The following is an 18,133-nucleotide window of genomic DNA, read 5'->3' on the forward strand; positions in this document are numbered from 1 at the left end:
CTGCTTTGGGTGGCGGGCCGAGTGCTGCGCCCTTACCTCGCGTGATGGCTCAGTACGATCCGCGGCTTAGATGCAAATGAAGCCGCTGCCCCATCCCACTGGACCGCTGATGCAGCCGATCGGCCCGTTCCAGCCTGGGACGCCCCAGTTGCCTCCGCCTCCCCAGTTCCCGCGGTCTCCCCAGTTTCCGCCCCAGCATCCACCGTCTTCACAGTCGCCATGTCCATGGCCGTGGCCCCCATCTTGTGCCCACGGTGTCCCTGATGCGACGGGGGACGGTGGATTGGCGTTCGCGACGCCCGCGCCCAGTCCGAAGGCGGTGAAGCCAAGTGCGCCAGCGATCGTCGCTTCGGCCAAGATTTTCATCAACTTCATTGTGCAACAACCCCTTTACGATTCCTCGTGTTGCAACCGAGCTAGCCTCGATTTTCGTCCTCTCCACAGGCCGCCGCAACGTGCGGCATTGGTGTCTGTAGTCGGAAGCAAAGGACCCGCCTGCCCCATGCGGCGGCCCGTTCGCCCATTACGGGCGGTGGCGGGCTGCCCCTCCCGAGCGCCCAAGGCAGCCGACTCGGTAGAGCAAAGATTGGATTACATCCCAAACATTTTGGGGAGTGCGTCCAGCGTGGCATGTGTGGCTGCTGTTGTTGGCGGGTTGGTGCGCTCCACTGCCGGATGAGCCTTGTTTTCTTCTACGGATCGACGGACCCCAAATGCCGAACTCCTACGCAGATTGCGGAGGTACGCGCCACGTAGCTGAGGATGTCCCGCCACCTCTACTTGGGGACTTTTGGCCCTAAGGCCCGTGACTATCGCCTCCCCGCCAACCGCCGACGAGTTCTTAACGTCGATGTCAATAAACGTTCGGCGGCATGAGATGACAGCACCCCAGCGCTCCGTCCGCCTCAACAAGACAGACGGGAAGAAGCTATGAGCCCCGAGATGGCAATGCGCGTGGTGCTGCTCGTCGTCATCGCGTCACTGATCATCATCGGCATCGCCATGAACGACGACACCTACGGCCGTAAGCGCGCGACGCCGCAACGCCGGCCAGCCGAAACCAAACACGCCAAGCAGGAGTGATTGCTGCGCCCTTCCGCTCGCGGTTCTGCCGAGGTTCGCCGTTGTAAGCCGGTAGGTTTCGATGAATGCGAGTAACCGGAGCGTTCTTCGCCAACAAAGCCGAAATCGTCGATGACATGCTCAACGTCGAGGGTGGCTTCTGGACGAGCAGCACAGTCGCGAAGGGCTCCATCGGCATCCGCGCCAACTGCGTCGTCCTGTGCGACACCCAACCCGACGACATCGGCCAGCAATTCGGCTTACGCATCGATGCGGCCGGACCGACCGGACGTGTTTGGACACCCGCTCACGCAACGAACTTCGATCTCACCACCCCAATGAAGTTCATCGTCGCGACACAGATTGCCCTGCCCATCGAGCCCGAGGGCGGGAAGCACATCTACAGCTTCCGCATCGAGGGCCGCCATGAGCGCATTGATCTCCCCCTTGACGTTTTCGTGCAGTGACAACCACGGCCTGACGACACCCGTTAGGCTTCGCCCGGTAGGCCAACTGGTCATGACGACCTAGGGGTGGGACATGATTCGCGAACTCTTCGCCGGCGCTGCGATCGCTGGAGCCGCCATCGCCATGGCGCCCACTGCCGTCGCCGATGACGACAACATGTATTTCGACAAGCCCGGCCACTACGCCACCGACGTTCCGGGCATGAACTACGACGCGCACCTCAACGCGCCCTGCGACAACACGGACTTCTTCACCTTCGGTCGCGGACCCGGCGGTGAACCCCTGCAGTGCCGATGGATCGAGAACCAGTGGCCGCCCGTTTACACCGGTTTCTGGGTCTCGACCTATCAGTTGTTCGGCGTGCAGAACATCGGCGCACCCTGCCCGAAGCCGCAGTCGGCGGCCCAAGCACCCGACGGTCGTCCGCTGCTCTGCCTCGGCGATCAGGGATGGCAGCCGGGCGTCTTCACCCGCGAGGGCTTCTTCCCCGGATAGCCCTACGCCCCGCGCAGCGTCTTGCTCGGCGGGTTGCCGAACGTCTCCCTGTAGATGACGCTGAACCGCCCGGCATGGGTGAATCCCCACCGGCCCGCGATGTCCATCACCGTGTTGGTGGACGGATCCGCTGCCTGCAGTTCACGGTGAGCATGAGCCAGCCGGACACGTCGCAAATACTCCAGCGGCGTCGTGTCGAGGTGTCGACGAAACGCGTACTGCACCGATCGGGGGGTGACATCGAGCGCCGACGCGATATCGGTTAACCCGATGTCGCGCTGCGCATTGCCGTGTATGAAGCCGATAGCCTCGCGCAACACCTTCGGTTGCGCGGCCGAGGTTTCGACGAGCTTCAGCATTAGCCAGCGATATACCCCCACGGCAAAATCCGAAACCGGCTCCTGCACTTGACTCTGCCCTGCCACGATTTGGCCATGTCCGAACGCATCGAAGTCCAGCGCACCATCGCTGCATCCGCCGCCGACATCTTCGCGGTCCTCTGCGACCCGCAGGGCCACGTCGCCATCGACGCCTCCGGCATGCTCCAGGACGCCGACGGCGATCCCGTACAGGCGGTCGGCGACAGCTTCGTCGTGCACATGGACCGCGAGGCGCTCAACGACTTCCCCATGGGCAAATACGACGTCACGGTCACCATCCGCGAATTCGAGAAGGACCAGCTGATCGCCTGGACGATCCTCGGCCGCATCCGTCCACAGGTCGGCCACATCTACGGCTACCGGCTCGAACCAGCGGACGAGGGCACGCTGGTCACCTCGTTCTACGACTGGTCCGACATCGACCCGCATTGGCGTGACGCCAACATCTTTCCCGTCGTGCCCGAAAGCGCCCTGCGCGCAACGTTGGGAATCCTCGATCGGACGGTGCGCCGCGGCTATCCGCGTGGCTAGATGCAACCGCTGACGCTGATCCGCCTGCCCACGTTCACACATGCGTTGACGTTCGGTCGCCACCCCGGAACGTAAACCGGCGGTGGAGGTGGCGGCGGAGGCGGCGGTGCCGACTCCAATGGGATGCACACTCCGTCGATGTCATATGTCCCCGGCGGGCATGGCCCGTTCTCGCAGCCCCACCCGGACGGATCGTTGACCGAGACCTGGCCGTCGGGGCAGTCCTCGGCGCGGCTCGGCGCCGGAGCAGCGATGGTGCTGACGGAAAACGGAACCGCGGCCATCGCCAGCGCTGCGCCCGCCGCGGCGACCCAACGCCGCGCCAGTTGACCCATCAAAACCTCCTCCGAGCAGCCCCGACCCGCCGCAGTCTAGCCCGCCCGCCACTTCTCACAACGCAAAATTGACTGTTGCGTAAACGTCAACCGTGGGTTGACGAACTGCGCCGCGTCAACCTAGAGTTGACGCATGATCGAAGCCGCGAAGATCGCCTACCCCATTCGCCTCGACGACCTCATCGGCGTCATCAAGCAGGTGCACGACGAACCGCTTGAACAGCTCACCGACGCCGTACTGGCCGCCGAATCCCTCGGCGAGCTCGCCGACCATCTCATCGGTCATTTCGTCGACCAGGCCCGCAAGTCCGGAGCCTCGTGGACCGACATCGGCAAGTGCATGGGCGTCACCAAACAGGCCGCGCAGAAGCGATTCGTTCCCAAGGCCGACGCCGCACTGGACCCGGAGGCCGGCTTCGGCCGCTTCACGCCACGCGCACGCAACGTCATCGTCGAGGCGCAGAACAAGGCCCACGGCGCCGGCAACAACGAGATCCAGCCGGCCCACCTGCTGCTCGGCTTGTTCACCGATCCTGGCGGTCTCGCCGTCAAACTGCTTGCCGCGCAAGGCATCGACGCCGATGCCGTCAACAAAGCCGTGACCCTGCCGCCGCGCGTCGACGAGCAACCCGTGCTGATCCCGTTCAACGGCCAGGCCAAGAAGGCGCTGGAGCTGACGTTCCGCCAAGCACTGCGGCTGGGCCACAACTACGTCGGCACCGAGCACATCCTGCTGGCGCTGTACGAAGCCGAGGACGACGACGGCACCCTGCACCAGCTCGGTGTCGACAAGGAGCGCTTCGAGCGCGAACTGGTCGCCGCGCTCGAGTCCTACAAAGCCTGATCTCACATACGCCGCGGCCACCGCGTCTACATGATGTGAAGGTGCACCCGTTCGAAGAGGTAGTGGCCGAGCACGGCGCGACGGTGCTGCGAGTCTGCCGAGCCGTCGTCGGTCCGGTCGACGCCGAGGACGCCTGGTCGGAGACGTTTCTGTCCGCCCTGCGCGCCTACCCTGACCTGCCCGCCGACGCCAACGTCGAGGCCTGGCTCGTCACGATCGCGCACCGTCGCGCCATCGACGTCGGACGTGCCACCTCGCGCCGGCCGACACCCACCGACACGCTGCCCGACCGTCCGGCCGCGCATGCCGACCCTGCGGCGCGCGACCCGGACCTGTGGTCGGCACTGCAACGGTTGCCCACCAAACAACGCCAGGCGCTGGCCTACCACCACATCGCCGGCCTGCCGTTCGCCGAAATCGCCGAGCTGCTCGGCAACTCCCCCGACGCCGCGCGCCGCGCCGCCGCCGACGGACTCAAGACTCTCCGCAAGCACTACCGTGAGGACGAAACAGCATGACTACCAACCTTTTTGACGAACTCGAAGCCGATGACGGCGCACTGGCCCGCCTGCACCAGCGCCTGGAGCGCGATGCCGACGCCGACGGTGTTCTCGACGTCGCCTATCGCACCGTCGACACGCCCGTCGGCTCCCTGCTGCTGGCCGCCACCACCGTCGGCCTGATCCGGGTCGCCTACGACATCGAAGGCCACGACGCCGTATTGGCCCGCATCGCCGACGCTGTGAGCCCGCGCATCCTGCGCGCACCTGCGCGTCTCGACGGCGTAGCGCGGCAGATCGACGAGTATTTCGCCAAGCGCCGCACCATCTTTGAGGTGCCCGTCGACCTGCGGCTCGCCGAAGGCTTCCGCCGCAGCGTCATCGAGCACCTGCGCGACATCGGCTATGGCCGCCGCGAGAGCTATGCGACCGTGGCTGCGGCGATCGGGAACCCCCACGCCGTGCGCGCTGTCGGGACCGCCTGCGCCCACAATCCGCTGCCCGTCGTCATCCCCTGTCATCGGGTTGTGCGATCGGACGGCTCGACGGGTCAATACGTCGGCGGCCCGCTGGCCAAGTCGACACTGCTCGACCTGGAAGCCGCATAGGGAATGAAAGCGTCGGCGCGGCGGTAGAACAGGTACATGAAGCTCAACGACGCGGCCCGCGAGCTCATCGGCGAGGGCACCGATGCGACGCTTGTCACGATCAACCCCGACGGCAGCCCGCAGGCGACCGTCGTGTGGATGGCCCTGGAGTCCACGCCCGACGGTGACGAGCTCGTCTCGGCACACCTCGCCGAGTACCGCAAGACCCGCAATATTCGCCGCGACCCGCGCGTGGCCGTGACGATCCTGTCCACCAAGCACCCGCTGAAGCAGACGCCCTACCTGACCATCACGGGTACCGCCCGCATCGAGGAGGGCGGCGCGCCCGAGGTCCTCAAGAAGCTCGCCAAGGCGATGCTGGGCAGCGACGAGCACTTCCCGCCGCCGAATTCGCCGCCGGGACTGCTCACCCGCGTGCGGATCGAGAAGGTCGGCGGCTTCGGGCCCGGGGCGTCCTGACGGCCAACCGGCTGTAACACGTTTCAGTTTGTGCCATCATTCGGTGATGCGCCGCTGCTTCGTGTTGCTCATCGCCGCGCTGGCGGCCATTGCGGGCCTTGTCGCCCCGCCCGCGTCGGCGGAGGGTACGCCGATCGGCAATCTGGGTGACACGCTGCGCGTCGAGTTCAAGGGCATCGTCGCCGACGTGACCGTCCACGACGTCATTCCCACCGATCCGCCGCCGGGCTATCACGCGACCGGTTCGCCGCGGTGGATCAATGAGGGCGGCCCGTGGAAAGCCCTGGTCACCGTGCACACCATCCAGGCACCGAACCCGTATGCGATGGCCATCGCGTTCGCGTTCAACGGCGTCACGCCCTACGCCGACGCGTACGCACCCAAGAACACCGACGCACCCGACGCGCTGCAAAACGCGCTGCTGAACGCCCCGCCGGGGGCGACGGTCAACGGCGCCGTGTACTGGCAGGTCTATCGCGCCCTCGTGACGAACGTGGTGCTGCTTGACCCGAAGTCCGGCGAGCACCTGGCCCAGTGGAACATCTGGCAGCCGGGGGCGCCGCTACCGTAAAGCCGTGGCCATTGACGTCGCGGCGGCCGTCGAAGCCGACCTGCCCGAGCTCGCCGGCGTCGCCGCACTCACCTTCCCGCTGGCCTGTCCCCCATCGGTGACGCCCGAGAACATCGCCGCGTTCGTCGACGAGAACCTGTCCGAGGCGCGGTTTCGCGAATATGTGGCCGACCCCGGCCGGGCGGTGCTCGCAGCCCGCGAGGACGCGCGAATCGTGGGCTACGTCATGCTGATTCGCGGTGTACCCGACGACGACGATGTCCAGCGGGCGGTCACGCTGCGCCCGGCCGTCGAACTGTCGAAGATGTACGTGCTGCCAGACAGTCACGGTGCCGGCGTCTCCGCAGCGCTGATGACCACCGCGCTGCAGCACGCCACGGAGATGGATGCCAAGTGCGTCTGGCTGGGCGTCAACCAGCAAAACCAACGGGCGCAACGCTTTTACGCCAAACACGGGTTTACCGTCAACGGCACCAAGACTTTTCGGCTCGGCGCAGGCATCGAGAACGATTACGTGATGGTGCGCCCGCTTTCTTGATGCCGAGCAGACGCAAACCTGCCCCGAATTCGCCGAAAATGGTCAGTTTTACGTCTGCTCGCGGGCGCCGCGCTGGCCAGCGGCGGTCAGCGCCAGCAGCCGTGACGTCGCACGCAGATACTTCTTGCGGAAGCCGCCGGCGAGCATCTCGTCGGAAAAGATGGTGTCCAGTTTGGCGCCCGAGGCCACCACCGGGATGCCCGCGTCATACAGCCGGTCGGTCAACGACACGAGCCGCAGCGCGACGTTCTGGTCGTCGATCGGATGCACGCCGGTGATGAACACCGCCGTCACACCCTCGATCAGCGTCAGATAGCGCGACGGATGCATCGTCGCCAAGTGATTGCATAGCGCATCGAAGTCGTCCAGCGTCGCACCTTGCACGTCGGCGGCGCGCGCAGCGACCACAGAATCGCTGGGCGGTACCGGCGCCGGCGGCAAGTCGCGATGCCGATAGTCCGGACCCTCGATCCGCACAGTCGTGAAAATCGAAGCGAGCGTGTGGATTTCGCGGAGAAAGTCCTGTGCTGCGAAGCGGCCCTCGCCCAGCTGTTCGGGCAGCGTGTTCGACGTCGCAGCGACCGAGACCCCGCGTTCCACAAGTTGCGACAACAGCCGGGAGATCAGCGTCGTGTTGCCGGGGTCGTCGAGCTCGAATTCGTCGATGCACACCGAGGTGTAATCGGCCAGCAGGTCGATGCACTCGACGAAGCCGAATACCCCTGCCAGTTGCGTCAGCTCACCGAACGTCGCGAACGCCTTGGGCTCCGGTAGCCAGTAGTACGACGACGCCAACAAGTGGGTCTTGCCGACGCCGAACCCACCGTCGAGGTACACCCCCACCCCCGGCAGCACCTCACGCCTGCCGAACAGCTTCTTCTTCCCCGCCCGCCGCGCAACGGCCTCCTCGCAGAACTGCCGGCACGACTGCACGGCCGCCGCCTGCGACGGCTCGGCGGAATCCGGCTTGTAGGTGTCGAAGCTGACGTCGGAAAAGGTCGGCGGCGGTATCAGCTGGGCGATCAACCGCTCGGGAGTGACGCTGGGGTGCCGATCGACCAGATGCGCCACTCCACTGGACCCGTGCATGGCAGCACGATAGCGGCGTGCTGCAATTCTGCGTATGCCTGACGATGGTGCCGGGATAGAGCTCACAGTGCTGGGGCCCACCGAATCGGTGGACGACCGGCTCGCCGACTTCTACGCCTACCCCGACGACCTGCAGTCGTGCTGGGTGCGGGGCAACATGATCGCCAGCCTGGACGGCGGCGCCACCGACGACGGGAAGGCCGGGGGGCTGGCCGGGCCCGGCGACCGCACCGTGTTCTCGCTGATGCGCCATGCCGCCGACGTCATCCTGGTCGGCGCGTCCACCGTGCGCATCGAGAACTACTCCGGCGCCCAGCTTCCCGTCGTCGCTCGCGAGGCCCGCCAGAGCCGCGGGCAGGCCGAGGTGCCGCCGATCGCCGTCGTCACCCGGTCCGGCAACATCGACCCGAGCGCCCTGCTGTTCACCCGCACCGAGGTGCCGCCGTTGATCCTGACCACCAGCCGATCCCACGACGACACGCGTCGCCGGCTGGGCTCGGTGGCCGAGGTCATCGACGCGTCGGGGTCGGAACCGGACTCCGTCGACTCCGCGACTGTCCTGAAGATCCTGGCGGACCGCGGGCTGTACCGCGTGCTCACCGAGGGCGGCCCGTTGCTTCTCGGCACGCTGATCGAAGACGGCCTTCTCGACGAGTTGTGTCTGACCGTCGCGCCGCTGCTGGTCGGGGGCGGGTCCAAACGCATCGTGACCGGTCTTGGCAACGTGCACACCAAGATGCGGCGCACCCACTTGCTCACCGACGACGACGGCTACCTGTACAGCCGCTACGTCAAGGCCGAGTAGAAGACAATCGGTACCGTGGTCGGCATGCGTCGGCGTCGTCAGCTCGTAAAGGCCCTGAGCCTGGCAACCGTGTTGGCGTTCGTCGCTGCTTGCGCACCCGGCTTGGCCGCCAATCCGCGCTACGCCACCGACTCGGGCGCGGGCCCGCAGGGCCAGCCGCAGACCACCAAACCGCCGTCCGGCCCGCCGCCGATCGAGGCGCCGAAGAACGACCTGTCCTGGCGGGACTGCACGTCGCGAGTGTTCAGCGACGCTGCCGTGCAGCCGCTCCCCGGCGTCAAGCTCGACTGCGCCAGCTATGACGCCGACCTCGACCCGATCAACGGCGCCACCGGAACCGTGAGCATCGGCGTGGTGCGAGCCAAGGGACCGCAGACACCAGAGGACGCGGGGCCTCTGGTGATAACCACGGGATCGGATCTGCCGACGTCGTCGCAGCTGCCGGTGTGGCTCTCCCGCGCCGGCGCCGACGTACTCAAGACGCATCCGATCGTCGCGGTCGACCGGCGCGGCATGGGCATGTCGGGAGCGCTGGATTGCCGCGACGTCTACGACCGCCAGCGGATGCTCGACCAGGCGCAGTTCCAGTCCGGCGACGACCCCGTCGCCAACCTCGCCGCTGTCGCGCAGACCGCCACTACCAGCTGTACCGACACCATCGCGCCCGGCGACTCCGCTTACGACAACGCGCATGCGGCCGAGGACATCGAACGGCTGCGCAGCACCTGGGACGTTCCCACATTGGCGCTGCTGGGGGTCGGCAACGGCGCCCAGATCGCGCTGGCCTACGCGGGATCGCACCCCAACAAGGTGGCGCGGCTGGTGCTCGACTCGCCGCTGCCGCTGGGCATCGCCGCCGAGGCCGCGATGGAACAACGCATCAAGGGTGAGCAGGCGTCGCTGGACGCCTGGGCCGCACAGTGCGCAGCCACCAACTGCCCGCTGGCCCCGGATCCCAAGGGCGCGATCGACTCGCTGCTGGCCGCCGCACGCGACGGCCACGGCCCGGGCGGCGCGTCGGCCGCATCGGTCGCCGACGCGATTGCGACAGCGCTGGCCTATCCGCGCGGCGACCGCGTCAACTCCGGCAATGACCTCGCCGCGGCCGTCGCGGCGGCACGCTCCGGCAATTCCAACGAGATGACCAACCTGATCACCGCCGCCGAGAATTTGCGCCAGACCGACGGCCAGTTCGTCAACAGCTGCAGTGACTCGCTGAACCGGCCGACCCCCGACCGGGTCCGCGAGTTGGTGGTGGCATGGGGCAAGCTCTACCCGCAGTTCGGCAGCGTCGGTGCCCTCAGCCTGGTCAAGTGCCTGAGCTGGCCGAGCGGATCGGCGCCGCAGGACCCCAAGAACCTGAAAATCCCTGTGCTGCTGCTCGGAGTGCAGAACGATCCGATCGTCGGCAGTGAGGGCGTCGCCGCCGTCGCAGCGACCGTGATCAACGCCGGCACCTCGAGCAAGAGGGTGATGTGGCAGGGCATCGGGCACGGCGCCAGCATCTACTCAGCGTGCGCACTGCCGCCGATCATCGGCTACCTGGACAGCGGCAACGTGCCGGCCACCGACACGTACTGCCCGGCCTGACGCCAGCTCGCGGTGCGCTCGGTGTACGGTGCGCTGGTGGCGGCACCAGACTCCATTCGTACCGGCCTGCTCAGGTTTTTCGCACCCCGCACAGCTCCCCCCAGCCTGGCAACAGTGCTGCGGTCGATTCTGTGGCCGCTGGCGATTTTGTTCATCATTCATCGCAGCTATGTCCTGGCCACCAACGGCTACATCACCGACGACTACGGGCCGGTGTATCGCGCGGTGGTGAACCTCAAGCACGGCTGGGACATCTACAACGAGCACTTCGACCACGTAGACCCGCACTATCTGTACCCACCCGGCGGCACGCTGCTGATGGCGCCGTTTGGGTACCTGCCCGTCGACGCGTCGAGGTACTGGTTCATCACGTTCAACACGATTGCGATCGTGATCGCCGCCTACCTGCTGGTGCGGTTGTTCAACTTCACCTTCAGTTCGGTGGCTTTGCCCGCTCTGTTAGTGGCGATGTTCTCCACCGAAAGCGTCATCAACACACTGGTTTTCGGCAACATCAACGGCTGCATCTTGCTCCTGGAGGTGTTGTTCTTCCGCTGGCTGCTCGACGGCAAGATAAGTCACCAGTGGTTGGCCGGAATCGCGATCGGGTTGTCATTGGTGGTCAAGCCCCTGCTGGGGCCGCTGCTGCTACTGCCGCTGCTCAATCGGCAGTGGCGAGCTTTGGTTGCAGCATTCGCCGTACCACTGGCGTTCAATCTGGTGGCAGTACTCAGCCCCGTGGCGAGGTTCCGGGTGAAGGATCCGATGAACTTCGTCACTGGCACGGTGCCGTACATATTCAGCATCCGCGACTACTTCAACAGCTCAATCCAGGGCAACGGCGTCTACTACGGCCTGCCGATGTGGTTGATCTTCTTGCTGCGCATCGCCTTTGCGGCGTTGGCCGTTGTCAGCCTGTGGCTGTTGTACCGCTATTACCGGACTCGCGATCCCTTGTTCTGGATGACGACATCCTCAGGTGTGCTGCTGATCGCGTCGTACCTGGTGCTGTCGCTGGGCCAGGGCTACTACTCGATGATGCTGTTCCCGTTCTTGATGACGGTGGTGCTGCGCAACTCGGTGATCCGCAACTGGCCGGCATGGCTGGCCATCTACGGGTTCATGAGTGCCGACCGGTGGCTGCTCGGGCACTGGCCGACGACGGGCCGCTTCCTGGAGTACATGAAGTTCACCTACGGCTGGTGTCTGATGCTCGTGGTCGTGTTCTGCGTGCTTCAGTTCCGCTATCTCGACGCGAAGGCCGACGGCCGACTCGATGAGGGCATCGACCCGCCGTGGATGAAGGCGAAGGAGCCTCAGCCCGCCGCGCCGGCATGAGGCTGGTCACCACCTTTAGCGCCCGGCTCGCAGCGACACCTGAGCGACAGCGGGCCGAGTAGCCGAACGACGCTGACTTTGTCGCTCTGTTGTCGCGCGGAGGCGGACAATTTGTGCAGCGGCCCAGCAGGTCACGACCCAACTGAGCTAGCGTGAGCGCATGACGACTCCCGCCCCCAAGCTGCAACTCACCGACGACGAGTGGCGCAAGAAGCTGACCCCCGAGGAGTTCGCGGTACTGCGCCAAGCCGGCACCGAGCGCCCGTTCACCGGCGAGTACACCGACACCAAGGCCGAAGGCGTTTACGAGTGCCGGGCATGCGGTGCCGAGTTGTTCCGCAGCAGCGAGAAGTTCGAATCCCATTGCGGCTGGCCGTCTTTCTTCGACCCGGCCAACTCCGATGCGGTGATCCTGCGGTCCGACGACTCGATGGGCATGCGCCGCGTCGAGGTGGTGTGCGCCAACTGCCACAGCCATCTCGGACACGTCTTCGAGGGCGAGGGCTACCCGACGCCGACCGATCAGCGCTACTGCATCAACTCGATCTCGCTGCGGCTGGTGCCCGCATCCTCGAGGTGAACAGCTCGAGCAGGTCGGCCACCGCCAGCGGCGGGCTGTAGTAATACCCCTGCCCCACTTCGCAGCCGTACTCCCGCAGCCTGGCCGCCGTCGCCTCGTCTTCGACACCCTCGGCGACGGTTGTCACGCCGAGGACATGCGCCAGGTCGATGACCGCGCGGACGATCGCCGCGGCCCGCCAGTCGACGAGCACCGGAGCGATGAACTGCCGATCGAGCTTGAGTTCGTCGATGGGCAGATCATGCAAGTAGCTCAGCGCCGAGTAGCCGCTGCCGAAATCGTCTATGGCGACGCGTATTCCGTGCTCCCTCAACCTGTCGATCACGATGCGGGTCCGGTCGACGTCCTCGAGCAGAAGGTCCTCGGTAACCTCGACGGTCAACGCCTCCGCATTCAGGCTGCCGCGGACGAGCGCTTTGGCGATCTGCTTGGGCAGCTCCAGATCCCCCAGCGACGGGGCAAAAACGTTGACGGCGATGGGCACGGCGAAACCCCGCGAATGCCATTGCGCGGCATCGTCGATAGCCCTCTCGAGCACCACTTCGGTGATCAAGTGCATCAGGCCGTGTTCTCGGACCAGCGGCAAGAAATGGTCCGGCCCGAGCACACCCCGTTCGACGTGCGGCCAGCGAACCAGCGCTTCGACGCCGACGATGCTGTCGTCGCGCAGATCGAACTTGGGTTGGTAGACCAAGCTCAACCCACCGTTGTCGATGGCATGCCGCAGTTCGCCGAGCAGCTTCACCGCTACCGCTCCGCCGTTGCCATTCGGTCTGGCGAAACCGCTTTCGCTCGGATCGACCAGGTACATGTCCGGGGTGAAGCTGTGCACGCCGCTGCTTCGCGACCGCTTCGCCGAATACATCGCCACGTCCGCCTGTTTCATGAGCGCGTTGGCGGAGAGCTCAGCGCCCTCGGCCGCAGCCACGGCCAGTCCGACGCTCGGGCAGACCAAGATGTCGTGCCCCTCGATGGGGAACGGTTCGGCGAAGACCTGCACCACCCGCTGCGCGACCAGTCGTGAATGTTCCGCCCAGCCCTCCATCAGGACGGCGAACTCGTCGCCACCGAGCCGGGCGACCGTGTCGCCGGGCCGCAGACAGCCGAGTATCCGTTCGGCGACCATGACCAGCAACGCGTCTCCCGCGGGATGTCCCAGGCTGTCGTTGACCAGTTTGAAATCGTCGAGGTCCATCACCAGCACCGCCACGGATTGGTTGTCGCGTTGGTGCAGTTGCATCGCGTGCGTTAAGCGGTCGTGGAACAGCGCGCGGTTCGCAAGGCCGGTAAGCGGATCGCGCAGCGCCTGATCGGCCGTCATCGCCAACAGCCGCCGGTTTTCGGCGACGGCAATGAACTGCCGAGCCAGCACAGCCGATACCAGCAGAACAGATGACACGACGATGGGAGCAAATCCCGGGCCATCGAGGAACGCCCCGCTGCACACGGCGGTTGCCACCATGACCGGCAGGTAGGGCAACCACACAGACACCTGCGACGGGAGCGTGCGGCTCTGCACTCCCGTCGGTGCGGCCCGCCGGCTGAGCAGGGCGGCGCTTCCCAGGGCGAGCAATGCCGCGACTCGGCCGATATCGACGAAAATGCTTCTGTCGAACATGTCATGGGTCGTCAAATACACACAGGCGCTGCCCGACAGCGCATTCACCACAATCCCGCCCATCAGCAGGAACAGGATCATCCGTTGATCGGTGCGTGCGCGCGCTAACACCAGGAGCGCCACGGTGAGAATGCAGATTCCGGTTCCCAGATACGCCACCGACACCCACAACGCGAACCGGCTCTCCGCCCCCGCCTCATAAACCTCGCGCAGGACGAACACCCAGGCCACTTCGAACAGAGCAATCGCGACGATCAGGCCGTCGAAGAGGATGCGAACTCGCGAGTGGCCCGAGAATCCAACGGGATACAACACCAGCGCCAGGCAGGCCGCGACCTTGAAGGTCAGGTAGGCGACGTCAGCGAGCGACGGAAACGGCCCCTGATCCATCCCGAGCAGCCCCTGGTAGTAGGCCGAGATCGCGGCGCCGAGACCGTAGGCAGCCAGCCCTACGGTCAGCCAGATCCACGCGCGACGCTGCCGACCAGATTCCGACCGAGCGGCCAATCCCGCGCACACGCAAGAGAACACCGCGAAGGCCACCATGCCAAGCGAGTCGACGACTCGGACGGTCGAGTCACCACCCCAGCCGCCGATCAGCCATGCGGACCACGCAACGGCTGCGGCCGTGGCGTAGCCAACCCCGAACCCGAACCTGGACATCGGACGAAGGGTAGCAATTAACGTCGCTGTTCGAGCCGCGTATGAATTTGCAACCGCAAAGCTCTCTTGCGCCTCACGAGAGCGACAATTCAATTCGGCAGCAAACGCCTACGGCAGCTTGGCGACGAGTTCCTCCACGCCCACTCGGGGGCCGGTGAAGAACGGCGTCTCCTCGCGAACATGGCGGCGCGCATCGGTAGCACGCAAGTCGCGCATCAGGTCGACGATGCGGTGCAGCTCCGGCGACTCGAATGCCAGAATCCACTCGTAGTCGCCGAGCGCGAAGGCCGGCACGGTGTTGGCCCGCACATCCTTGTAGTCGCGCGCGGCCATGCCGTGCTCGGCCAGCATCCGGCGCCGCTCCTCGTCCGGCAACAGGTACCAATCCAGTGACCGGACAAACGGATACACGCAGATGTACGCGCCCGGCTCCTCCCCGGCAAGAAACGCCGGGATGTGGCTCTTGTTGAACTCGGCCGGACGATGCAGCGCCACGCTGCTCCACACCGGCGTGGTCGCACGGCCAAGCGTGGTCGTGCGGCGAAAGTCCGAATACGTTGCCTGCAGCGCCTCGACCGTTTCCGCGTGCGTCCAGATCATGAAGTCGGCGTCGGCCCGCAGACCCGCGACGTCATACAGCCCGCGCACCACGACGCCGTTGTCCTCCTGCTGTTTGAGGAACGTCGCTGTTTCGTCGGCGACCTTCTCCCTGGCAGCGCGCTCGTCACCGAGCGCCCCCGGCCGCACCGCGAACACCGAGAACATCAGGTACCGGATAGTGGCGTTGAGCGTGTCGTAGTCGAGCTTGGCCATATGTCTATCGTGCCACGCCGGAGACCAACACGGCTGCCGCTGCCCGGGTGGCCGCGGCCACGCAGGCCGGCACCCCGATGCCGTCGAGATAGCCGCCCGCCACCGCCAGCGTCGGGGGCAGCCCCGCCCTCAGCTCAGCAACCAGGTCGCCGTGACCGGGCCCGTACTGCGGCATCGCATCGATCCACCGCGCCACATGGCAATCCACCGGTTCCACCGCCACACCGAACAGCGCCGCGAGGTCCTGTGCAGCCCACGACAGCAGATCCTCGTCACCGGCGCTGCGCGCTGCGTTGGTTTCGGCAGACTCGCCGAACCGGCCGAAGGACAGCCGCACCAGTTCGACGTTGCCGCGCCGCCCCCATTTGCGCGACGAGAGCGTAATCGCCTTGGCGCGCAACGGTTCTCCACTGACCACGAGAACACCTGACTGGTCCGGCAGCGGCGTACCGCCGGGCAACGCCAGCGCCACGACGGCCGCCGACGCGACGGCGATGCGCCGGGCCGCCGCCGCGGTTCTCGGCGCGACGCCATCGATGAGCCTCGGCAGTAGCGGTGCGGGAACAGCCAGCACGACGGCGTCGGCCCGCCAACGGGTGCCCTCGTCGTCGATCAGCTCCCAACCACGCGCCGTGCGGTCAACCCGCTGGACGGCCACTTGCGCCCATCGGATGCGCGCGCGGCGGATGAGCTCCTCGACGAGGACCGTGTAGCCGCCTTCGATGGCGCCGAACACGGATCGTGGCGGCGGCCCCGCACCTGCCAGTGCCTGGCGCACCGCGTCGGTCAGGCTGGGAGCACCACGGTCCAGCGCCGCGGTCAGTGTCGGGGCCGCCGAGCGCACGCCGATGGACGCCGCCGATCCGGCGTACACGCCCGTGAGCAGCGGGTCGACGGAATGCGTCACCACCTGCTGGCCGAACCGGTCACCGACAAGTTCGGCGACGGACGGGTCCGCTCCGGGACGCCAGCGAAGTGGGCGAGCTGGTTCGTCGACCATGCGCGCGATCGTCGCGTCGTCGACCAGCCCGGCCAGCGCCGACGGGTGCGCCGGGATGCCCTGCACGGTGTCTTTCGGAAACGGGTGAAACCGTCGCTGGCTGTAGATCAGCGGTCGCGCGCCGGTGGTGCCGATCTGTTTGCCGGCCAGGCCCAGCTCGGCCAGCAGCTCGGGTACCTCCGGCCGTCGCGCGACGAACGCCTCGGCGCCTACGTCGAACGGCTGGCCGCCCACCCGCTCCGTGCGTAACACTCCGCCCAACCGGTCCGCGGGGTCGAGCACCGTGATCGATGCGTCCGGGCCGGCCGCGACGCGTAACCGGTAGGCGGCGACCAAGCCCGAAATCCCGCCGCCGACAATGCAATACGTTGCGCTCACAGGCTATGCACCAGCGCTACGACGTCGGTGATGACACTCGGATCGGTGCTGGGCAGCACGCCGTGGCCGAGGTTGAACACATGACCGGTCGCACCGGCGTCCACCGCGTGGCGACCGTCCTCCACGACACCGCGGACCGCGCGTTCGACCACCGGCCAACCCGCCAGCAGCACCACGGGGTCGAGATTGCCCTGCAGCGCGGTGCCAGGTTCCACACGTGCGGCGGCGTCGGTCAACGACGTCCGCCAGTCCACGCCCACAACAGTCGCGCCGGCCTGCGACATCACGCCGAGCAGTTCGGCGGTGCCCACGCCGAAATGGGTCATCGGCACGCCCGCGCTGGCCAGCGATTGGAATACGCGCGCGCTGTGCGGCAGCACGTAGGCCCGATAGTCGGCCAGCGACAGCGTCCCCGCCCAGGAGTCGAACACCTGGATCGCGTCCACACCGGCCGCCACCTGCGTCTGCAGGAACGCGATCGTCACGTCGGACAAAGCTGTCATCAGGGCGTGCCAGGTGTCCGGCTCGCCGAGCATCATCGCCTTGGTGCGCTCGTGGTGGCGGCTCGGGCCACCCTCGACGAGGTAGGACGCCAGCGTGAACGGGGCGCCCGCGAACCCGATGAGCGGAACGTCGCCCAGTTCGGACACCAGCATCTCGACCGCCTCGGCGACTGGCGCAACTTGTTGGGGCTCAAGGGGTTCGATGCTCTTCACGTCGCCGATGGTCCGGATTGGATGATCCATGACCGGGCCCACGTCGGGCACGATGTCCAGCTCGATGCCCGACGCTCGCAGTGGCACCACGATGTCGGAGAACAGGATGGCGGCATCCACACCGTGCCGGCGCACCGGCTGCAGCGTGATCTCGGTGATCAACTCGGCGTCGAAGCAAGCCTGCATCATGGTGTTCTTGGCCCGCAGCGCCCGGTACTCAGGCAGCGAGCGCCCGGCCTGCCGCATGAACCACACCGGCACACGATTGGGTTTGCGGCCGGCGACCGCGGCCAGATACGGCGACTCGGGCAGCTCACGACGGGTATTCATCGGCCCTAATGCTGCCATGTGCGCCGAATCGGGCTGCTACGCCTCGGCGGTCATCAGGGTGGGCGGCCATGGCTGTGGAGTGCTGCACCGCGGAACGCCTTGTGGACTGCCTGCCGGGGCGATGCCCTAGTCGAATTCGACGTTCTTCCAGTCGGCGGGCGAATCGAACGACGCGTAGCGCGCCGCGAATGTGGCCGCGTCGAACGTCGTCGCGGCGGATCCCCACCAGCGCGATCACGATGACCGGGGTCGGCCTGGATCTGCGGTTTTTCCGGCTGATCGTCGCCGTTGGGGCGGGCGATCTCCTCGATCGCATCCGCCGCCTGTTCGGCCGTGATCACATCGTCTCGTTGCCGCCTTACCCGTCGGGCCGGAAAATCGGCGCGCCTGCGCACAGGCCAGGCCAGATGGTCTAGCGTCAA

At 66.4% G+C, this 18,133-nt stretch carries 23 protein-coding genes; 15 read left to right on the top strand and 8 right to left on the bottom strand.

Annotation, left to right across the window (positions count from 1 at the left end; all coding sequences use genetic code 11):
* Positions 1 to 66: 66 nt before the first annotated feature.
* Positions 67 to 366 (bottom strand): hypothetical protein, encoded by a 300-nt coding sequence (locus VJV41_RS27590; RefSeq protein ID WP_325339212.1) that lies wholly within the window; start codon positions 364 to 366, stop codon positions 67 to 69.
* Between the two features lie 564 nt (positions 367 to 930).
* Between VJV41_RS27590 and VJV41_RS27595 the strand changes: the two genes are divergently transcribed.
* The 3 genes from VJV41_RS27595 (at position 931) to VJV41_RS27605 (ending at position 2,025) form a co-directional block, all read left to right on the top strand.
* Positions 931 to 1,083 carry a hypothetical protein gene (locus VJV41_RS27595; RefSeq protein WP_325339214.1) on the top strand — a complete coding sequence of 51 codons (153 nt, stop codon included), beginning with the start codon at positions 931 to 933 and terminating at the stop codon, positions 1,081 to 1,083.
* 65 nt (positions 1,084 to 1,148) lie between these two features.
* The gene (locus VJV41_RS27600; protein ID WP_325339216.1) at positions 1,149 to 1,529 is read left to right on the top strand and encodes a hypothetical protein; all 381 of its coding nucleotides are present in this window, start codon (positions 1,149 to 1,151) and stop codon (positions 1,527 to 1,529) included.
* Positions 1,530 to 1,602: 73 nt separating this feature from the next.
* Positions 1,603 to 2,025, top strand: coding sequence for a hypothetical protein (locus VJV41_RS27605; protein WP_325339218.1), 423 nt, complete (start codon positions 1,603 to 1,605; stop codon positions 2,023 to 2,025).
* A gap of 2 nt (positions 2,026 to 2,027) precedes the next feature.
* Here the strand turns inward: VJV41_RS27605 and VJV41_RS27610 are convergent, their stop codons facing one another.
* Positions 2,028 to 2,384, bottom strand: coding sequence for a helix-turn-helix transcriptional regulator (locus tag VJV41_RS27610; protein WP_325339219.1), 357 nt, complete (start codon positions 2,382 to 2,384; stop codon positions 2,028 to 2,030).
* A 75-nt stretch (positions 2,385 to 2,459) separates the two neighbouring features.
* On the opposite strand from VJV41_RS27610, the gene VJV41_RS27615 reads away from it, so the two are divergent.
* Entirely contained in the window at positions 2,460 to 2,936 is a 477-nt protein-coding gene (locus tag VJV41_RS27615; protein WP_325339220.1) for an SRPBCC family protein, read from the top strand.
* On the opposite strand, the gene VJV41_RS27620 is transcribed toward VJV41_RS27615, so the two are convergent.
* Positions 2,933 to 3,271, bottom strand: coding sequence for an RNA-binding protein (locus VJV41_RS27620; protein ID WP_325339221.1), 339 nt, complete (start codon positions 3,269 to 3,271; stop codon positions 2,933 to 2,935). The genes VJV41_RS27615 and VJV41_RS27620 overlap by 4 nt on opposite strands.
* Before the next feature lie 133 nt (positions 3,272 to 3,404).
* On the opposite strand from VJV41_RS27620, the gene VJV41_RS27625 reads away from it, so the two are divergent.
* From VJV41_RS27625 to VJV41_RS27650, 6 genes are read left to right on the top strand one after another with little or no spacing between them, the layout of a single operon-like run.
* Positions 3,405 to 4,115: a Clp protease N-terminal domain-containing protein gene (locus VJV41_RS27625; protein ID WP_325339222.1), complete on the top strand. Its 711-nt coding sequence runs from the start codon at positions 3,405 to 3,407 to the stop codon at positions 4,113 to 4,115.
* 35 nt (positions 4,116 to 4,150) lie between these two features.
* The gene (locus VJV41_RS27630; RefSeq protein ID WP_325339224.1) at positions 4,151 to 4,633 is read left to right on the top strand and encodes a sigma-70 family RNA polymerase sigma factor; all 483 of its coding nucleotides are present in this window, start codon (positions 4,151 to 4,153) and stop codon (positions 4,631 to 4,633) included.
* Entirely contained in the window at positions 4,630 to 5,223 is a 594-nt protein-coding gene (locus VJV41_RS27635) for a methylated-DNA--[protein]-cysteine S-methyltransferase (RefSeq protein ID WP_325339226.1), read from the top strand. The genes VJV41_RS27630 and VJV41_RS27635 overlap by 4 nt, the downstream gene beginning before the upstream one ends.
* A 36-nt stretch (positions 5,224 to 5,259) precedes the next feature.
* Positions 5,260 to 5,682, top strand: coding sequence for a PPOX class F420-dependent oxidoreductase (locus VJV41_RS27640; RefSeq protein ID WP_325339227.1), 423 nt, complete (start codon positions 5,260 to 5,262; stop codon positions 5,680 to 5,682).
* 46 nt (positions 5,683 to 5,728) lie between these two features.
* The gene (locus tag VJV41_RS27645; RefSeq protein WP_325339229.1) at positions 5,729 to 6,253 is read left to right on the top strand and encodes a hypothetical protein; all 525 of its coding nucleotides are present in this window, start codon (positions 5,729 to 5,731) and stop codon (positions 6,251 to 6,253) included.
* A gap of 4 nt (positions 6,254 to 6,257) precedes the next feature.
* Positions 6,258 to 6,791 (top strand): GNAT family N-acetyltransferase, encoded by a 534-nt coding sequence (locus VJV41_RS27650; protein ID WP_325339230.1) that lies wholly within the window; start codon positions 6,258 to 6,260, stop codon positions 6,789 to 6,791.
* A gap of 48 nt (positions 6,792 to 6,839) precedes the next feature.
* On the opposite strand, the gene zapE is transcribed toward VJV41_RS27650, so the two are convergent.
* Positions 6,840 to 7,880 carry a cell division protein ZapE gene (gene zapE / locus VJV41_RS27655; RefSeq protein ID WP_414685074.1) on the bottom strand — a complete coding sequence of 347 codons (1,041 nt, stop codon included), beginning with the start codon at positions 7,878 to 7,880 and terminating at the stop codon, positions 6,840 to 6,842.
* Between the two features lie 34 nt (positions 7,881 to 7,914).
* Between zapE and VJV41_RS27660 the strand changes: the two genes are divergently transcribed.
* From VJV41_RS27660 to msrB, 4 genes are all read left to right on the top strand, one after another.
* Positions 7,915 to 8,685: a pyrimidine reductase family protein gene (locus VJV41_RS27660; protein WP_325339232.1), complete on the top strand. Its 771-nt coding sequence runs from the start codon at positions 7,915 to 7,917 to the stop codon at positions 8,683 to 8,685.
* A gap of 24 nt (positions 8,686 to 8,709) precedes the next feature.
* On the top strand, positions 8,710 to 10,275 hold the full coding sequence (locus VJV41_RS27665) for an alpha/beta hydrolase (protein ID WP_325339234.1): 1,566 nt from the start codon (positions 8,710 to 8,712) through the stop codon (positions 10,273 to 10,275).
* 21 nt (positions 10,276 to 10,296) lie between these two features.
* Positions 10,297 to 11,613 (top strand): arabinofuranan 3-O-arabinosyltransferase, encoded by a 1,317-nt coding sequence (gene aftC / locus VJV41_RS27670; RefSeq protein ID WP_325339236.1) that lies wholly within the window; start codon positions 10,297 to 10,299, stop codon positions 11,611 to 11,613.
* Between the two features lie 160 nt (positions 11,614 to 11,773).
* A complete protein-coding gene (gene msrB, locus VJV41_RS27675) occupies positions 11,774 to 12,193 on the top strand; it encodes a peptide-methionine (R)-S-oxide reductase MsrB (protein WP_325339238.1) in 420 nt (139 codons plus the stop codon).
* Here the strand turns inward: msrB and VJV41_RS27680 are convergent.
* The 4 genes from VJV41_RS27680 to hemE all read right to left on the bottom strand — a co-directional run bounded on the left by VJV41_RS27680 (position 12,150) and on the right by hemE (position 17,711).
* The gene (locus tag VJV41_RS27680) at positions 12,150 to 14,474 is read right to left on the bottom strand and encodes a putative bifunctional diguanylate cyclase/phosphodiesterase (RefSeq protein WP_325339240.1); all 2,325 of its coding nucleotides are present in this window, start codon (positions 14,472 to 14,474) and stop codon (positions 12,150 to 12,152) included. The genes msrB and VJV41_RS27680 overlap by 44 nt on opposite strands.
* 108 nt (positions 14,475 to 14,582) lie before the next feature.
* A complete protein-coding gene (gene hemQ, locus VJV41_RS27685; RefSeq protein ID WP_325339242.1) occupies positions 14,583 to 15,287 on the bottom strand; it encodes a hydrogen peroxide-dependent heme synthase in 705 nt (234 codons plus the stop codon).
* A gap of 4 nt (positions 15,288 to 15,291) precedes the next feature.
* Positions 15,292 to 16,665 carry a protoporphyrinogen oxidase gene (locus VJV41_RS27690; protein WP_325339244.1) on the bottom strand — a complete coding sequence of 458 codons (1,374 nt, stop codon included), beginning with the start codon at positions 16,663 to 16,665 and terminating at the stop codon, positions 15,292 to 15,294.
* Complete coding sequence (hemE, locus tag VJV41_RS27695; RefSeq protein ID WP_325339246.1) at positions 16,662 to 17,711, bottom strand: uroporphyrinogen decarboxylase; 1,050 nt, start codon at positions 17,709 to 17,711, stop codon at positions 16,662 to 16,664. The genes VJV41_RS27690 and hemE overlap by 4 nt, the downstream gene beginning before the upstream one ends.
* A 188-nt stretch (positions 17,712 to 17,899) precedes the next feature.
* Between hemE and VJV41_RS27700 the strand changes: the two genes are divergently transcribed.
* Positions 17,900 to 18,127, top strand: coding sequence for a hypothetical protein (locus tag VJV41_RS27700; protein WP_325339248.1), 228 nt, complete (start codon positions 17,900 to 17,902; stop codon positions 18,125 to 18,127).
* Positions 18,128 to 18,133: the final 6 nt, after the last annotated feature.

It is taken from the genome of Mycobacterium sp. (assembly GCF_035274705.1).
Taxonomy (GTDB): Bacteria; Actinomycetota; Actinomycetes; order Mycobacteriales; family Mycobacteriaceae; genus Mycobacterium.

Bases quoted from the DNA above. Each gene is read 5' to 3' on its own strand.
- VJV41_RS27590 (WP_325339212.1), bottom strand. From the start codon at position 366: ATGAAAATCTTGGCCGAAGCGACGATCGCTGGCGCACTTGGCTTCACC.
- VJV41_RS27595 (WP_325339214.1), top strand. From the start codon at position 931: ATGAGCCCCGAGATGGCAATGCGCGTGGTGCTGCTCGTCGTCATCGCG.
- VJV41_RS27600 (WP_325339216.1), top strand. From the start codon at position 1,149: ATGCGAGTAACCGGAGCGTTCTTCGCCAACAAAGCCGAAATCGTCGAT.
- VJV41_RS27605 (WP_325339218.1), top strand. From the start codon at position 1,603: ATGATTCGCGAACTCTTCGCCGGCGCTGCGATCGCTGGAGCCGCCATC.
- VJV41_RS27610 (WP_325339219.1), bottom strand. From the start codon at position 2,384: ATGCTGAAGCTCGTCGAAACCTCGGCCGCGCAACCGAAGGTGTTGCGC.
- VJV41_RS27615 (WP_325339220.1), top strand. From the start codon at position 2,460: ATGTCCGAACGCATCGAAGTCCAGCGCACCATCGCTGCATCCGCCGCC.
- VJV41_RS27620 (WP_325339221.1), bottom strand. From the start codon at position 3,271: ATGGGTCAACTGGCGCGGCGTTGGGTCGCCGCGGCGGGCGCAGCGCTG.
- VJV41_RS27625 (WP_325339222.1), top strand. From the start codon at position 3,405: ATGATCGAAGCCGCGAAGATCGCCTACCCCATTCGCCTCGACGACCTC.
- VJV41_RS27635 (WP_325339226.1), top strand. From the start codon at position 4,630: ATGACTACCAACCTTTTTGACGAACTCGAAGCCGATGACGGCGCACTG.
- VJV41_RS27640 (WP_325339227.1), top strand. From the start codon at position 5,260: ATGAAGCTCAACGACGCGGCCCGCGAGCTCATCGGCGAGGGCACCGAT.
- VJV41_RS27645 (WP_325339229.1), top strand. From the start codon at position 5,729: ATGCGCCGCTGCTTCGTGTTGCTCATCGCCGCGCTGGCGGCCATTGCG.
- zapE (WP_414685074.1), bottom strand. From the start codon at position 7,880: ATGCACGGGTCCAGTGGAGTGGCGCATCTGGTCGATCGGCACCCCAGC.
- VJV41_RS27660 (WP_325339232.1), top strand. From the start codon at position 7,915: ATGCCTGACGATGGTGCCGGGATAGAGCTCACAGTGCTGGGGCCCACC.
- VJV41_RS27665 (WP_325339234.1), top strand. From the start codon at position 8,710: ATGCGTCGGCGTCGTCAGCTCGTAAAGGCCCTGAGCCTGGCAACCGTG.
- msrB (WP_325339238.1), top strand. From the start codon at position 11,774: ATGACGACTCCCGCCCCCAAGCTGCAACTCACCGACGACGAGTGGCGC.
- VJV41_RS27680 (WP_325339240.1), bottom strand. From the start codon at position 14,474: ATGTCCAGGTTCGGGTTCGGGGTTGGCTACGCCACGGCCGCAGCCGTT.
- hemQ (WP_325339242.1), bottom strand. From the start codon at position 15,287: ATGGCCAAGCTCGACTACGACACGCTCAACGCCACTATCCGGTACCTG.
- hemE (WP_325339246.1), bottom strand. From the start codon at position 17,711: ATGAATACCCGTCGTGAGCTGCCCGAGTCGCCGTATCTGGCCGCGGTC.
- VJV41_RS27700 (WP_325339248.1), top strand. From the start codon at position 17,900: ATGTGGCCGCGTCGAACGTCGTCGCGGCGGATCCCCACCAGCGCGATC.